We start from the raw sequence: 14,196 nt of genomic DNA, 5'->3' as shown, positions 1-14,196 counted from the left end.
CCACCACGTGACCGTGACCTTGCGGTATGCCGCGCGCTCCGACGTCGGCCTCGTCCGCTCCAACAACCAGGACTCCGCGTACGCGGGGCCCAACCTCCTCGTCGTGGCCGACGGGATGGGCGGACACGCAGGCGGCGACGTCGCGTCCGCGCTGACCATCGCGGCCCTGGTGGGCCTCGACCGGCCCGACCACAGCTCCGACCAGTCGATGTCCGAGCTGGAACGCTCGATCGACCGCGCCCGGCAGGACCTCGTCGACGCCACCACGGCCGACCCGGACCTGGCCGGCATGGGCACCACCGTCACCGCGCTGCTGAAGTCCGGCAACACGCTTGCCATGGCCCACCTGGGCGACTCGCGCGCGTACCTGCTGCGGGACGGCACGCTCGCGCAGGTCACGGTGGACCACACCTTCGTGCAGCACCTCGTCGACACCGGCCGGATCACCCCGGACGAGGCCGAGAGCCACCCGCAGCGCAACGTCGTCATGCGGGTCCTCGGCGACTTCGACCTGGACCTCACCCCCGACCTGTCGATCCGCGAGGCGGTGCCCGGCGACCGCTGGATGCTCTGCTCCGACGGCCTGTCCGGATTCGTGCCGGACGACGAGATCGCCGAGGTCCTCGGCACCGTCCCCGACCCGTATGACGCCGTCGAGCGACTCGTCTCGATGTCCATGCGCGCCGGCAGCACCGACAACATCACCGTCGTCGTGGCCGACGTCCTGGACGACGCCGCCGCGGCGGGCACCACGGCCACCGTCACCCCGGAGATCGTCGGCTCGGCCGCCCTCGCGGGCGTGACCGCGGCCGGTGGGGGCACGCCCTCCGCGAGCGCGGCCCCGCACTCCGAGATCGACGGCGACACCGTGACCGGCTTCAGCCGCGGCGGCGCGGCGAACGGCGGACAGCAGGCGCAGGCCCCCGTGGCGGTGGGCGTCCTGTCCGACCCGGCGGCCCAGGACAACCTGGCCGACACGCTCGAGCAGGCCATGATCGCGGGCGGCACGGACGAGGAGCAGTACCGGCCGGACATCCAGCCCGACGACGACCTGGACGAGGAGACCGACGACGAGGCGCCGACACGCAAGAAGCGCGTCTGGCTGACCGTGGTCGGCGTGCTCCTGCTGGTCGTGGGCCTCGTCCTGGCGGGCTGGGGCGGGTACCGCTGGACCCAGACCCAGTACTACGTGGGTGAGTCCGACGGCCAGGTCGCGGTGTTCCGCGGCATCCCGGCGACGGCCGGACCCCTGACCTTCTCGACGGCGGTCGAGCTCACGGGCACCCGGGTCGACGAGCTGCCCACCTTCGTCGCGGACCGGGTGAACGAGACCATCCGGGCCACCTCGCTCGAGGACGCCCGCGGGCGCGCCGAGCGGCTGATCGCCGAGGCGACCGTGGAGACCGAGCCGTCGGCGTCGCCGTCGCCCTCGTCCACCCCGACGCCGACCACGAGCGAGCCGTCGAGCACCTCGTCGCCCAAGTCCACGCCCACCGCCTCGAAGGAGACCGCGACGGGAGGGAACGAATGAGTGTCCTCCAGCCCGAGGAGAAGGCACCGGCCCGCGTCGCCGAGGCGATCCTGCTCGTCGTCGCGCTGGCGCTCGGCATGGGCGGCATGTGGATGGTGGGCTACTCCATGGAGGACGGCCTGCCCGAGGGGTTCTGGACCTACTCGCTCGTCCTGGCCGCACTCGCCTTCACGGCGCACATCGTGCTGCGGCTGCGGGCGCCGTACGCCGACCAGGTGATCCTGCCCGCCGTCGTGCTGCTGAACAGCGTCAGCATGGCGATGGTGCTGCGGCTCGACCTGTCGCAGAACGTCGCCATGGCGGGTGCCAACGCGCCGCGGCACATCATGTGGTCCGCGATCGGCATCATCCTCGGCTGCATCGTCATCTTCGTGATCCGCGACCACCGCAGCCTGCGCCGCCTGACCTACACGGCGATGATCGTCGGCATCGTGCTGGTCGTCCTGCCCCTGGTGCCCGGCCTGGGCAAGGAGATCAACGGCGCGCAGATCTGGATCTTCATCGGCCCGTTCTCGCTGCAGCCGGCCGAGTTCGCCAAGATCGCGTTCGCCGTGTTCTTCGCTGGCTACCTCGTCGCGAACCGCGACACGCTGGCACTGGCCGGCAAGAAGTTCCTGGGCCTCCAGCTCCCGCGCCTGCGCGACCTCGGTCCCATCCTCATCGTCTGGGCCGTCTCTCTGGCGGTCCTCGTCGGCGAGAAGGACCTCGGCACCTCGCTCCTGTTCTTCGGCCTCTTCGTCGGCATGCTCTACCTGGCCACCGACCGGGTCGGCTGGATCGTCATCGGCCTCACGATGTTCGCCGCGGGCGCCGTCGTCGCCTGGTCGATCTTCAGCCACGTGCAGGCTCGTGTCGACGTCTGGCTCGACCCGCTCAACAACGAGCTCTACGAGCGCGTGTTCGGCGGGTCCTACCAGATCGTCCAGGGCATGTTCGGCATGGCGTACGGCGGCATGTTCGGCGCCGGCTGGGGCGAGGGATTCCCGGACCGGGTGCCGTTCGCCTTCTCCGACTTCGTGTACGCCGCCCTCGGCGAGGAGCTCGGCCTGACCGGCCTGCTGGCGATCCTGCTGATCTACCTGGTGATCGTGCAGCGCGGCCTGCGCCACGCGATCGGCGTGCGTGACGGCTTCGGCAAGCTGCTCGCGGGCGGCCTCGCGTTCGTCATGGCGCTGCAGCTCTTCGTCGTCGTGGGCGGCATCACCCGCATCATCCCGCTCACCGGTCTGACCCTGCCGTTCATGGCGCAGGGTGGATCGTCCCTGCTCGCGAACTGGATAGTCATCGCCCTCATGCTGCGCATCTCCGACGCCGCCCGGCGACCGTCGGCCCTGCCGACCCGCGGCACCCTGGCCGACCCCGCGCCCGCCGTGGTGGGCGGCGGCGCGATCGAGGTAGGGGGGCCTGGTGCGGCCCCGGTCCAGGCGGGGACGGACGCCGGCGCGGGCCGCGGCCCGACGCCCAACGAGGCGACCCAGATCGTGCGGGGGGTGGACCTGTGAACGCGACCCTGCGCCGCCTGTCGACCGTCGTCATGGTGATGTTCCTGGCCCTCATGGTCTCGACCACCTGGATCCAGTTCGTCCAGGCGCAGAGCCTGAACGACGATCCCAGGAACGTGCGGGGCATCTACAGCGCGCTCGGCCGGGACCGCGGCCCGATCGTCGTGAGCAACGGCGACCCGATCGTCACGTCCGTCCCGGTGGACGACAACTTCAAGTACCAGCGCACCTACTCCGACGGTGACGCCGGTGCGGCCGCTGTGTTCGCGCCGGTCACGGGTTACTTCAGCATCAACGGCACGGTCACGGGCATGGAGCGGTACGCGAACAGCTACCTGGCGGGCGAGGACGACTCGCTGTGGCTGGACCGCCTCCAGAACCTCATCACGGGCGAGGAGGCGCAGGGCTCCTCGGTCGAGCTCACGATCGACCCCAAGGTGCAGAAGGCTGCCTGGGACGCCCTGGGCGACAACGTCGGCGCGGCCGTGGCCATCAACCCGAAGACGGGAGCCATCCTCGCGATGGTCTCCAAGCCCTCGTTCGACCCGAACGCGCTGTCCTCGCACGACAGCGAGGCGGCCAACGCGGCCGCCGAGGAGGTCCTCAACGCCAAGCCGCGGGTCAACTCGATCGGCGGCGAGGAGCGGCTCAGCCCCTACGGCCCCACGATCAACCGCACGATCAACGCGATCTACCCGCCCGGCTCCACGTTCAAGCTGCTGACGTCGGCCGCTGCCATCGAGTACAACGGCATGTCGCCCGCCACCCAGATCCCGGCGAAGGACGTCTACCAGCTTCCCGGCACGACCGGCGACGGCGGCAGGGTGCAGAACTTCGGTGGTGAGACCTGCTCGCCGACAGGCCAGATGACGCTCAAGGACGCCCTGCGGATCTCCTGCAACACCGCGTTCCTGGAGCTGGCCAACACGGTCGGCAAGGACGGCATGCAGCAGATGTTCCAGGACTTCGGCTTCACCGACTCGCTCGAGGTCCCGATGACCACCTCGGCCGGCGTCTACCCGGGCCTCTCCGACACCGCGACGGACGACTCCGACGCGCGCATCGCACTGTCCGGCATGGGCCAGGGCGACCTGCGCCTGACGCCGCTCCAGGTGGCCATGATCTCGGCCGCCATCGCGAACGACGGCGACCTCATGGAGCCCTACCTCATCCAGAGCGTGCGGGACAGCGACCTCGAGCTCGTCAGCCAGACCAAGCCGAACCGTTACAAGAGCCCGTTCTCCTCGTCCACGGCCGACGCGCTGACCGAGATGATGGTCGCGGTGGTGGAGGACGGCTCCGGCACGGGCGCGCAGATCCCGGGTGTCCAGGTGGCCGGCAAGACCGGTACCGCCGAGGACGACCCCCGGTCGCCCACGCTGTGGTTCACCTCCTTCGCACCGGCCGACGACCCACAGGTCGCCGTGGCCGTGGTGCTGGAGAACGAGGGCCAGTCCACCAACGAGACCACGGGTGGCGCCCTCGCCAGCCCGATCGCCGCACAGATCATGCAGGCGGCGATCTCGAAATGAGACCGGTCGAGGGTCTGTCGCTGGGTGATCGCTACAAGCTGGTGCGGCGTATCGCCATGGGCGGCATGGGCGAGGTGTGGGTCGCGCGCGACGAGAAGCTCGCGCGCGAGATCGCCGTGAAGGTGCTCCGCGAGGAGTACACGGGCAACGAGGACTTCCTCCGCCGCCTGCGCACCGAAGCCCGGAACTCGTCGACCCTCGTCCACCCCAACATCGCGCAGATGTTCGACTACGGCGAGGAGAACGGCGCCGGCTACCTCGTCATGGAGCTGGTCCTGGGCGAGCCCCTCGCCGACCTGCTCGAACGGGAGCCGGTGCTGCAGCCGGCCCGGCTGCTGCCGATCCTGGCGCAGACCGCCCGCGGCCTGCACGCCGCGCACCTCGCCGGTGTGGTGCACCGCGACGTCAAGCCGGGCAACATCCTGCTGGAGCACTCCGGCACCGTGAAGATCACCGACTTCGGCGTCTCGGTCGCCCAGAACCAGGTGCCCATGACCGCCACGGGCATGGTCATGGGCACCGCGCAGTACCTGTCTCCCGAGCAGGCCGTCGGCCAGTCGGCCACGGGCGCCTCGGACATCTACGCGCTCGGCGTGGTCGCCTACGAGGCGACGGCGGGCCGCCGTCCCTTCACCGGCAGGACGCCGGTCGACATCGCGATCGCGCACGTCAACGCGCCGATGCCGCTGCTGCCGACCTCGGTGCACCCGGGACTGGCCGAGACCATCACGCAGATGCTGGAGAAGGACCCGGCGCAGCGCATCTCCTCGGCGGACCAGCTCGCGCGGCACCTGGACATGCTGGCCGCGGAGATCGCCGAGGACCCGTTCGGCAGCTCGCGCTACGCGCGCCGCTCGCGCCGCGACGGTCAGGCCTCCTCCACGCAGCGCTCCGGCAACGGCCGGTCGAGCGCGCCGCAGCCCGGACCCTCGCACGCCCGCAGGCAGTCCCCGTTCGGCCCGACCAGCGGTGGACGACACACGACCGTGGCCAACGCCCAGTCCGCGCCGCCCCAGCCGTCCGCCGGTCCGGGCGCGCCCGCCGGCGGTTACGGCTCGGGCTCCGCGGCGGGTGGCTTCGGTTCCGCGAACCCCGCGGGCGGCTACGACCCTGGCACTCCGGCAGGCGGCTACGGTTCCGGTCCGTTCGGCTCCGGGTCCTACGGTTCCGACTCGGCCGGGTACGGCACGACGTCGGGCACCTACGGCACGGACGCCTACGGACGCCCCTACTCCCCGGCTCCGGGCACCCCGGCTGGCGGGCCCACCTCCGGGGGATACGGCGCGAGCTCGGCCGGGTACGGCACGGACTCCGCCGCGTACGGCTCGGACTCGGCGGGGTACGGATCCGACTCGGCCGGGTACGGCACGACCTCGGGCGCGTACGGCTCCGACTCCTACGGCCAGGCTGCCGCACCCGGGTACGTCCCGCCGCCGTCGGGCACGGGGAACGGGGCCGCGCGGGCGTATCCGTCGCGCCGCGACCTGCACTCGACACGCCAGGACGGGCGGCGGGTCCCCCAGCAGGGGCGCTCGGGAGGGCACCCTGGGAAGGGACGGCGCAGCCTGTCGTCCGACATCCAGGGCTGGGTGAACGGGATCGAGGATCGCCTGGGGATCCGCGTGTCCTGGCCGCTCGTCGCCCTGGTCGGGCTGTTGCTCGTGGTCATCCTCATCATGCTGGTCACGGGGGGCGGCGACGACGGCGCTCTGCGGGAACCGTGGGGTTCCACCGAAATGTACGCCGAAACGCTGAATCCCCCGGCAGCGGCCGGACTGGCCGCTTCTGGGATGATGCTCCTCAACGAGTCGTATGCCCAGAGGCAGACGGCCACGACATCAAAGGACCTATGAGTGGTGGAGAACACGCCCCGCGTACTCGCCGGCCGTTATGAGGTCGGCGAGCTCGTCGGCCGTGGCGGCATGGCCGAGGTACACATCGGCCACGACACCCGTCTCGGTCGTACCGTCGCGATCAAGGTGCTCCGTTCCGACCTCGCCCGCGACCCGTCGTTCCTCACCCGTTTCCGGCGTGAGGCGCAGTCGGCTGCCGCGCTGAACCACCCCGCGGTCGTCGCCGTGTACGACACCGGCGAGGACATCCACCAGAACGCCGCCGGCGAGGACGTGCACGTCCCGTTCATCGTCATGGAGTACGTCGAGGGCCACACGGTCCGCGACATCCTGACCGACGGCGCGGCGGTGCCGATCGAGGAGGCCGTCGAGATCACGGTCGGCGTGCTGAGCGCGCTGGAGTACTCGCACCACGCAGGCATCGTGCACCGCGACATCAAGCCTGCGAACGTGATGATCACGCCCACGGGCGCGGTCAAGGTGATGGACTTCGGCATCGCCCGCGCCATGGCCGACTCCGCCGCGACGATGACGCAGACCCACGCCGTGATCGGCACGGCGCAGTACCTCTCCCCGGAGCAGGCGCGCGGCGAGCAGGTGGACACCCGCTCCGACCTGTACTCCACCGGCTGCATGCTGTTCGAGCTGCTCACGGGCCGGCCGCCGTTCCAGGGCGACTCCCCAGTCGCCGTGGCCTACCAGCACGTGGGCCAGGAGCCGCAGCGCCCGTCGGAGGTCGCCACCGACGTCCCCGAGGTGCTCGACCGCATCACCCTCAAGGCCCTCACCAAGGACCGCGACCACCGGTACAGCACCGCGGCGGAGTTCCGCCGCGACCTGGAGGCCGCGATGCGCGGCGGCCAGGTCACCGCGCCCATGGTCGGTGCCGCGATGATGGGCGCGACCCAGGTCGCCGGCCAGCCCGCGTACGGCGCCACGCAGGTCATGACGCCGGGCCAGGGCAACTGGGGTCCGGCCACGGCGCAGCAGAGCCCGATCACGCCGGGCAACGGCTACCCCGGCCCGCAGACCCGCAACGGTCAGCGCGAGCCCGAGAAGAAGAGCAAGGCCCTCATGTGGTGGCTGCTCGGCATCGCCCTCGCGGCGGTCGCGGCCATCATCATCGCCATGGTCATCAACGGCGGTGGCGAGGAGGAGCCGACGACGGTCGCCGTGCCCACGATCGCGGAGGGCCTCACCGCCGACGAGGCGAAGGCACGGATCGAGGCCGCCGGGCTGACGTTCCAGTCGGCCATCGACAAGGAGTCCGACCTCGACGAGGGCCAGACGACCGGCAGGACCGATCCGGGCGCGGGCGAGGAGGTCGAGCCGGACTCGACCGTCACCGTCTTCGTGGCGGGCGCGCCGGGCCAGGTCACCCTGCCCGAGCTGAAGAACCTGTCGGAGGCGGACGCCCGGGCCAAGCTCGAGGAGCTGAACCTCAACGTCAGCGGCACCGAGTCCGAGAACAGCCCGGACGTGAGCCAGGGCCAGGTCACCAAGAGCGAGCCGGGTGCGGGCCAGCCCGTCCAGGAGGGCTCGGACGTCGTCCTGTACCTGTCGACCGGCAACACCACCCTCCCGAACGTGATCGGGCAGTCCAAGGAGGGCGCCGAGGCCCAGCTCGCGAACCTCGGTCTCGGCACGATCCAGTGGGACACCGAGGAGAGCGACGAGGTGACGCCGGGCACGGTGTCGCGCACCGACCCCGAGGCCGGCGACGTGAAGCAGGGCACCTCCGTGACGGTCTTCATCGCGGAGGCCCCGGCACCCAAGGAGACGACCGTCCCCGCGGACCTCGTCGGCAAGACGCTCGACGAGGCCCAGGTCGCGTGCACCGGCGTGCAGATCACGTGCCAGCAGGCGTCCGAGGAGTCCTCGGACATCTTCGCCGCCGGCCAGGTGATCCGGTCCGACCCGGCTCCGGGCTCCACGGTCGACGTGGGCTCGTACATCAACCTGGTGATCTCCACCGGCCCTGAGGGCGGCGGCGACGGCGGGGGCGACGGCGAGGACATCATCCCGTAACGCGTGTGGCCCCTGACCGGGAAACGGGTCAGGGGCCGCACCGCACGATGGCGTCGCAGGTCAGGAGATGACCAGCGGCGCCATTCCTTGTGCCCGCTCCACGGCGCCCTCGAGCCCGCAGGTCTCCAGCCAGTTCGCCAGCAGCCGGTGCCCACCCTCGGTGAGCACCGACTCGGGGTGGAACTGCACCCCGTGCAGCGGCAGCTCGCGGTGCTGCAGCCCCATCACGATGCCCGACGCCGTCGAGCAGGTCACCATGAGCTCGGCCGGCACGCTGTCCGGCGTCACCGCCAGCGAGTGGTAGCGCGTCGCGGTGAACGGCGTGGGCAGGCCGGCGAGGACGCCCTGGCCCGAGTGCTCCACGAGGCTCGTCTTGCCGTGCATGAGCTCCGGCGCGTGCGTCACCTTGCCGCCGAACACCTCGGCCAGCGCCTGGTGCCCGAGGCAGACGCCGAGCATCGGGGTGCGGGACCGGGCGCAGGCCCGGATGACGTCCTCGGAGGCGCCGGCCTCCGCGGGAGTGCCGGGGCCGGGGGAGACGAGCACGCCGTCGTAGGGCACGGGCGTCCCGTCGCCGCCGTCGTACCAGAAGCGGCCGTCGGCGTCGGGAGCGGGCACGGCGTCGTTCCGGACCACCACGGTCCGGGCGCCGATCTGGTCGAGGTAACCGACGATCGTGTAGACGAACGAGTCGTAGTTGTCGACGACGAGGATGCGCGTCATGCAGGCATGCTACGCGCCGACGGTGGTGTCGTTGAACGGCATGTAGTCGCTGAGCCACGGGAAGAACTGTGTGAAGCACACCGCGATCACGCCGAACGCCAGCACGAGGCATACCAGGAACTTGAACCAGCCGGGGCCCGGGATGGCCCGCCACAGCAGCGCGTACATCAGCTCACCAGCTCCTTCGGCTTGCCCTCGCCCACGGGCGACCAGTACTCGAGCTCACCGTGCACGATGTACCGCTCGGTCGCGGAGAACATCGGGTGGCAGGAGGTCAGCGTGATGAACCGCTTCGTCAGCTCGGGCATCTCCTCGTCGGCGGTCACGCCCGGCACCGGCGCGATGACCTCGACGTTCTGCGGGTAGACGATCTGCGACTCGGTCACCTTGTACACGTACCAGGTGTCCTCGGTGCGAACCACCAGGGGGTCGCCCGGCTTCAGCTCGGCGATCTGGTTGAACGGCTTGCCGTAGGTCGTGCGGTGCGCGGCGACCGCGAAGTTGCCGAGGTCGCCCGGCATCGCGGTGCCCACGTAGTGCCCGATGCCGATGGTGTCGAGCACCGTCGCCTTGTCCGTGCCCTCGGCGATCGGCTTGACGTAGTCGTCGCCGAACCGCGGGATGTACATCTGCGCGAAAAGCGTGCCGGCGTCCGGCGGCTCCGCCATGACCGGCGGCGGACCGTGGTTCTCCTTGGCGGTCTGCGGGCCGGTCGGAGGCGCCTCCCAGTCCATCTCGGCGATGATCTCGTTCTGGGCGCGGGCGCCCTCGACGTCCGTCCACCAGAGCTGCCACACCACGAACAGCCCGAGCACCAGGCCTGCCGTCACGAGGAGCTCGCCCATCACGCCGATCAGCCAGGCGACGGGCCGCATGGGGGATCCCGACGACTGGGGGCGCCGCGCGTTGCGCGGCCCCATCCCGGACGGACCGCGCTGATAGGCGATGGGAAACACCTCCTGGGGCAGCGGCACGTTGTGGCCGGCCTGCGCGTGGGTCATCCAAAGACCTCCGTACCATCGGGAACCGTCGCGTACTGCAGACCGCCGCCGTCGTACGCGGGGAGGTCCAGGTGGTCGCTACGTCGCACGTCCCAGCCCAGGTGTACCCAGTCCACGTACTCGAGGTACGTCTGCACACCCTCGGACTCGTCGAGCGACGCCTCCATCTTCGCCGGGTCTCCCACTGCCGTCACCTTGTACGGTGGTGAGAAGACCTTGCCGTGCAGCAGCAGGATGTTTCCGGAGCACCGGAACGCCGACGTCGACGTCACCCGCTCACCCTGCAGGGTCATCGCCTCGGCCCCGCCGGCCCAGAGCGCGTTGATGACGTGCTGCAGGTCCTGCTGGTGCACCACGAGGTCGTCCGGCTGTGGCTCGACACCGCCGGGCCCCGCCCCGACCGACGTCGACGGCGCGTCGTCGAGCGTCACGGTCAGCCCGGCGCCCCGCACTGGTTCGGATCCCGACACCACGCCCTCGCGCCGCACCAGGTCGTCGTCCAGGGTCGGCACGGTCGTGCCGGCACGCGCGCTCAGCCCCTCGATCTCGCGGTCCAGCTCGGTGCTGCGCTCGGTGAGGTCGGTGACGCGGTCGGTCTCGGTGTCCACGAGCTGCGCGAGGTCCTGGGGGTCGCGGTTGCCGGCGCCGCCGCCGTCGGCCAGCCGGGCGCTGGCGCTGAACATGAGGCCGGCCAGCACGGCGACCGCCCCCACGCTGAGCCACGAACGCCATCGCCCGTGAGTCAGGGCACCAAGAAAGCCTCCGGCACCGCCCTTGGACGACGGCGCGGGCGTCGGCTCCGGTCCGGTCACACGCGTCCCTCCTGCAACATTCGACAAACCCGCGGACGCGTCTGGTCACGACTCGGGCTGTCGACCACTACGCTAGTCCACGAGCAAGCAGACGTCGGCTCGGCACACCCGTCGGGCAGACCCCCCAGGACAGGAGCCCGCCTCGTGCCCGAGTCGAAGTCCCGCAACAAGAAGAAGGCCACGCCCAAGGCTGACAAGGCCGAGGCCAAGGTCGCGCTGCCCGGTGAGGCGGTCAACCCGCGTTGGCTGGCCCCCGTCATGGTCGGCCTCATGGTCCTCGGCCTCGCCTGGATCGTGACGTACTACCTGACCAGCGCAGACCTGGCGCTGCCGATCCCGCAGATCGGCCAGTGGAACCTCGCGGTCGGCTTCGGGCTGATCATCGTGGGCTTCGGGCTCACCACCCGCTGGCGCTGAGAACGGCGGCTCCGCGGCCGCACCGAGGCGGCCGCGGAGCTGTGTACCCATTTATCCACAGCTGTGGGTAAAGCTGGGGAAAAGAGATCGGTGACAGTCCGCTCGCTCGTCCCGCGGCCCGTTCACAGGACGCCGACCGAGCTGTAGCGCCACACCGCCAGCGCGGTCAGGACGGCGATACCGACCACCGGAACCACCCATGCGACGAGCGCGCGCCGCTCCTTGGGCGCGTACGCGTAGGCGGTCGCCACCAGCGCACCGGTGACGAGACCGCCGAGGTGCGCCTGCCACGAGATGTTCGGCACGAAGAACCCGATGACGCCGTTGATCGCGATCAGGACGAGCACCTGAGCCATGCTGCGGCCCAGGCGGCGCATCACGGGGAGCATCGCCCCGAACAGCCCGAACACCATGCCGGACGCGCCGACGACCGGTGTCACCCAGGCGCTCGACGTGAACGGGTCGCCGGCCAGGAGCAGCACGCCGACCGACCCGCCCACGGCGGACAGCAGGCACAGGACCGTGAACCGGGCTCGGCCGAGGAGCGGTTCGAGGAACTGACCCGTGATCCACAGCGCGTACATGTTGAACAGGATGTGCAGCGGCGACGTGGAGTGCAGGAACGACGCCGTGAGGAACCGGTACGGCTCCATCGCGCCGCCCCAGGGCCAGAACCACAGGGCTTCCGTCCACGCGCCCCTCGTCACCAGCTGCAGCAGCCAGCTCACGACGCAGATGCCGATGATCGTCAGCGTGACGACCGGCCGGCCGTTGGCGGCGGTGCTGGTGGCGGAGCCGCCGAACACCGTCCGGATCCGCGGGGCGGCACGCTTCGTCTCCCGGACGCAGTCGACGCACTGCACGCCGACCGCGGCCGGTCGCTGGCACTCCGGGCACGTCGGACGACCGCAGCGCTGGCAGCGCACGTAGGCCACCCGGTCGGGGTGTCGCGGGCAGACGGGAGCCTCGGCCTCGGTCGGCTCCTCGGCGGCCGGGTCGTTCATCGCGATACGTCCTCAGTCCCCTCGGTCATCGGTGCTCGGGTCGTGCGGGTACTGTCCGGCGGCGCGAGCGCCGCGGCGGCTCAGGGCTCGATGGTCACCGACTCGATGACGATGTCCTCGACGGGACGGTCGCCGGGACGCGTACGCGTCTTGCCGACCTTGTCGACGACCTCGCGCGACGCGTCGTCCGCGACCTTGCCGAAGATCGTGTGCTTGCCGTTGAGCCACGGCGTCTCCGCGGTGGTGAGGAAGAACTGGGAGCCGTTGGTGCCCTCGATCTCGCCGGTGACCGGGTTCCGGCGCTTGCCGGCGTTGGCCATCGCGAGGATGTACTTCTCGTTGAACTGGAGCTCAGGGTGGATCTCGTCGTTGAACGTGTACCCCGGGCCGCCGGTTCCCGTGCCGAGCGGGCAGCCGCCCTGGATCATGAAGTCGTCGATGACGCGGTGGAAGATCAGGCCGTCGTAGAACGGGTCCTTGCGCTCCTCGCCCGTGCGCGGGTCCGTCCAGGCCTTCTCACCCGTCGCGAGGCCGACGAAGTTCTCGACAGTCTTGGGCGCGTGGTTCGGGAAGAGCTCGATGCGGATGTCACCGGAGGTGGTGTGCAGGATTGCGAACATGTATCAATCCTCCCACGGAGCGGCCCGCAGTTGCTGCAGCGGCGCAGCCCGCCCTCGCCAGTAACGGCAGGCGATGGCAGAGTGGCACCTTGAGGAGTATTGAACAGTTCGGGGGGAGTTACATGACCCGCAAGAAGGTGACCGACTACGTGGACACGAGCAAGATCGACACCGAGAAGGTCAAGGAGAGGGCCGCGGAGGCCACGGCTCTGCTTTCCGACGTCAGCTCCAAGGCCGCGACGCAGGCCGGGTCCATCGCGGCCCAGGCCAAGGACCGGGCCTCGAACGCGAAGGACTGGGCCCAGCCCCGCGTGAACGACTTCATCGCATGGCTCACACCGCGCGCCGAGAAGGCCTGGCAGGACAGTCTGCAGGCGGCCGCACCCCAGGTCGAGAAGGTGGCGGGCAAGGCAGCGCCCCTGATCGACTCCGCGCACGACAAGCTCGTGGACGACCTGCTCCCGAAGATGGTCTCCGCGTTCAACGTCGCGGCGGCCAACGCCGCGGCGGCACAGGGCAAGGCCTCGCTCGCCGAGACCGTCACGGACGCGGCGGACAAGGCCAGCAGGAAGAGCTCCAAGAAGGGCTGGCTCATCGCGCTGGCCGCGAGCGGTGCGGCCGTCGCGGGCTACGTGTTCTGGAAGCGTGCGCAGCCCCAGACCGACCCGTGGGCCGAGCCCTGGGAACAGAGCTCGGGAGCCGACTACTCCGACGGCGCCGCCAAGCACTCCTCCGGCGTCGGCTCGGCAGCAGGCTCCGCCATCGCCAAGGGCAAGGAGGCGGGGGCCAAGGCCGCGCAGACGGCCAAGGACCTCGGCGCCCGCGCCTACTCCGCCGCGAGCCCCGCGTTCGAGGCGGCGAAGGAGAAGGCCGGTCCGGTGCTCGAGAAGGCGGCCCCGGTGATCGACGCCGCCAAGGAGAAGGCCGCTCCCGTCATCGACGCCGCGAGGTCCACGGCGCAGAAGGCGAGCAGCGCGGTGTCCGACGCCGCGCAGAAGGCCAGCTCCGACAGTCCCGAGACTCCGGTCAAGGCGACGGAGCCGAAGGACGCCAAGCCGGCTCCGCCCGCCAAGGACGAGCCGGTCGTGGACCAGGTCCCGCCGGGGGAGAGCAAGCAGAGCGGCTGACCCCCAGCACGTCTCATGCACACCAGGAGGGCCCGGCCGACACGGC

At 70.7% G+C, this 14,196-nt stretch carries 13 protein-coding genes; 7 read left to right on the top strand and 6 right to left on the bottom strand.

Going from position 1 to position 14,196, the window contains the following annotated elements; all coding sequences use genetic code 11:
• The first annotated feature begins 7 nt into the window (after positions 1–7).
• From ACH45N_RS01175 to pknB, 5 genes are read left to right on the top strand one after another with little or no spacing between them, the layout of a single operon-like run.
• The gene (locus tag ACH45N_RS01175; protein WP_397390361.1) at positions 8–1,531 is read left to right on the top strand and encodes a PP2C family protein-serine/threonine phosphatase; all 1,524 of its coding nucleotides are present in this window, start codon (positions 8–10) and stop codon (positions 1,529–1,531) included.
• The gene (locus ACH45N_RS01170; protein ID WP_397390359.1) at positions 1,528–3,033 is read left to right on the top strand and encodes an FtsW/RodA/SpoVE family cell cycle protein; all 1,506 of its coding nucleotides are present in this window, start codon (positions 1,528–1,530) and stop codon (positions 3,031–3,033) included. The genes ACH45N_RS01175 and ACH45N_RS01170 overlap by 4 nt, the downstream gene beginning before the upstream one ends.
• On the top strand, positions 3,030–4,565 hold the full coding sequence (locus ACH45N_RS01165; protein ID WP_397390357.1) for a peptidoglycan D,D-transpeptidase FtsI family protein: 1,536 nt from the start codon (positions 3,030–3,032) through the stop codon (positions 4,563–4,565). Before ACH45N_RS01170 ends, ACH45N_RS01165 begins: the two co-directional genes overlap by 4 nt.
• The gene (locus ACH45N_RS01160) at positions 4,562–6,418 is read left to right on the top strand and encodes a protein kinase (RefSeq protein ID WP_397390355.1); all 1,857 of its coding nucleotides are present in this window, start codon (positions 4,562–4,564) and stop codon (positions 6,416–6,418) included. Before ACH45N_RS01165 ends, ACH45N_RS01160 begins: the two co-directional genes overlap by 4 nt.
• A complete protein-coding gene (gene pknB / locus ACH45N_RS01155) occupies positions 6,419–8,446 on the top strand; it encodes a Stk1 family PASTA domain-containing Ser/Thr kinase (RefSeq protein WP_397390353.1) in 2,028 nt (675 codons plus the stop codon).
• 60 nt (positions 8,447–8,506) lie between these two features.
• Here pknB and ACH45N_RS01150 read toward each other — a convergent pair whose 3' ends face one another.
• Genes ACH45N_RS01150 through ACH45N_RS01135 form a run of 4 tightly spaced genes read right to left on the bottom strand, consistent with a single transcriptional unit; the run spans position 8,507 to position 10,982 of the window.
• Complete coding sequence (locus ACH45N_RS01150) at positions 8,507–9,169, bottom strand: aminodeoxychorismate/anthranilate synthase component II (protein ID WP_397390351.1); 663 nt, start codon at positions 9,167–9,169, stop codon at positions 8,507–8,509.
• Positions 9,170–9,178: 9 nt separating this feature from the next.
• Positions 9,179–9,337 carry a hypothetical protein gene (locus tag ACH45N_RS01145; RefSeq protein WP_285100577.1) on the bottom strand — a complete coding sequence of 53 codons (159 nt, stop codon included), beginning with the start codon at positions 9,335–9,337 and terminating at the stop codon, positions 9,179–9,181.
• Complete coding sequence (locus tag ACH45N_RS01140) at positions 9,337–10,170, bottom strand: class E sortase (protein WP_397390349.1); 834 nt, start codon at positions 10,168–10,170, stop codon at positions 9,337–9,339. The genes ACH45N_RS01145 and ACH45N_RS01140 overlap by 1 nt, the downstream gene beginning before the upstream one ends.
• Positions 10,167–10,982 carry a DUF881 domain-containing protein gene (locus ACH45N_RS01135; protein ID WP_397390347.1) on the bottom strand — a complete coding sequence of 272 codons (816 nt, stop codon included), beginning with the start codon at positions 10,980–10,982 and terminating at the stop codon, positions 10,167–10,169. The genes ACH45N_RS01140 and ACH45N_RS01135 overlap by 4 nt, the downstream gene beginning before the upstream one ends.
• Positions 10,983–11,126: 144 nt before the next feature.
• Here ACH45N_RS01135 and ACH45N_RS01130 point away from each other — a divergent pair, with 144 nt between their 5' ends.
• On the top strand, positions 11,127–11,399 hold the full coding sequence (locus ACH45N_RS01130) for a cell division protein CrgA (RefSeq protein WP_285100574.1): 273 nt from the start codon (positions 11,127–11,129) through the stop codon (positions 11,397–11,399).
• 122 nt (positions 11,400–11,521) lie between these two features.
• Here the strand turns inward: ACH45N_RS01130 and ACH45N_RS01125 are convergent, their stop codons facing one another.
• Positions 11,522–12,403: a rhomboid family intramembrane serine protease gene (locus tag ACH45N_RS01125; protein WP_397390345.1), complete on the bottom strand. Its 882-nt coding sequence runs from the start codon at positions 12,401–12,403 to the stop codon at positions 11,522–11,524.
• Between the two features lie 80 nt (positions 12,404–12,483).
• Positions 12,484–13,023 (bottom strand): peptidylprolyl isomerase, encoded by a 540-nt coding sequence (locus tag ACH45N_RS01120; protein ID WP_285100572.1) that lies wholly within the window; start codon positions 13,021–13,023, stop codon positions 12,484–12,486.
• Positions 13,024–13,145: 122 nt separating this feature from the next.
• On the opposite strand from ACH45N_RS01120, the gene ACH45N_RS01115 reads away from it, so the two are divergent.
• Positions 13,146–14,150 (top strand): hypothetical protein, encoded by a 1,005-nt coding sequence (locus ACH45N_RS01115; RefSeq protein ID WP_397390343.1) that lies wholly within the window; start codon positions 13,146–13,148, stop codon positions 14,148–14,150.
• Positions 14,151–14,196 lie beyond the last annotated feature (46 nt).

Origin of the sequence: Promicromonospora sp. NPDC019610 (assembly GCF_044389365.1) — a bacterium.
GTDB lineage: Bacteria > Actinomycetota > Actinomycetes > Actinomycetales > Cellulomonadaceae > Promicromonospora.
This window is presented reverse-complemented; position numbering and strand designations above follow the sequence as displayed.

Coding starts and splice junctions, on each gene's coding strand:
- ACH45N_RS01170 (WP_397390359.1), top strand. CDS start 1,528: ATGAGTGTCCTCCAGCCCGAGGAGAAGGCACCGGCCCGCGTCGCCGAG.
- ACH45N_RS01160 (WP_397390355.1), top strand. CDS start 4,562: ATGAGACCGGTCGAGGGTCTGTCGCTGGGTGATCGCTACAAGCTGGTG.
- ACH45N_RS01145 (WP_285100577.1), bottom strand. CDS start 9,337: ATGTACGCGCTGCTGTGGCGGGCCATCCCGGGCCCCGGCTGGTTCAAG.
- ACH45N_RS01150 (WP_397390351.1), bottom strand. CDS start 9,169: ATGACGCGCATCCTCGTCGTCGACAACTACGACTCGTTCGTCTACACG.
- ACH45N_RS01120 (WP_285100572.1), bottom strand. CDS start 13,023: ATGTTCGCAATCCTGCACACCACCTCCGGTGACATCCGCATCGAGCTC.
- ACH45N_RS01125 (WP_397390345.1), bottom strand. CDS start 12,403: ATGAACGACCCGGCCGCCGAGGAGCCGACCGAGGCCGAGGCTCCCGTC.
- ACH45N_RS01140 (WP_397390349.1), bottom strand. CDS start 10,170: ATGACCCACGCGCAGGCCGGCCACAACGTGCCGCTGCCCCAGGAGGTG.
- ACH45N_RS01115 (WP_397390343.1), top strand. CDS start 13,146: ATGACCCGCAAGAAGGTGACCGACTACGTGGACACGAGCAAGATCGAC.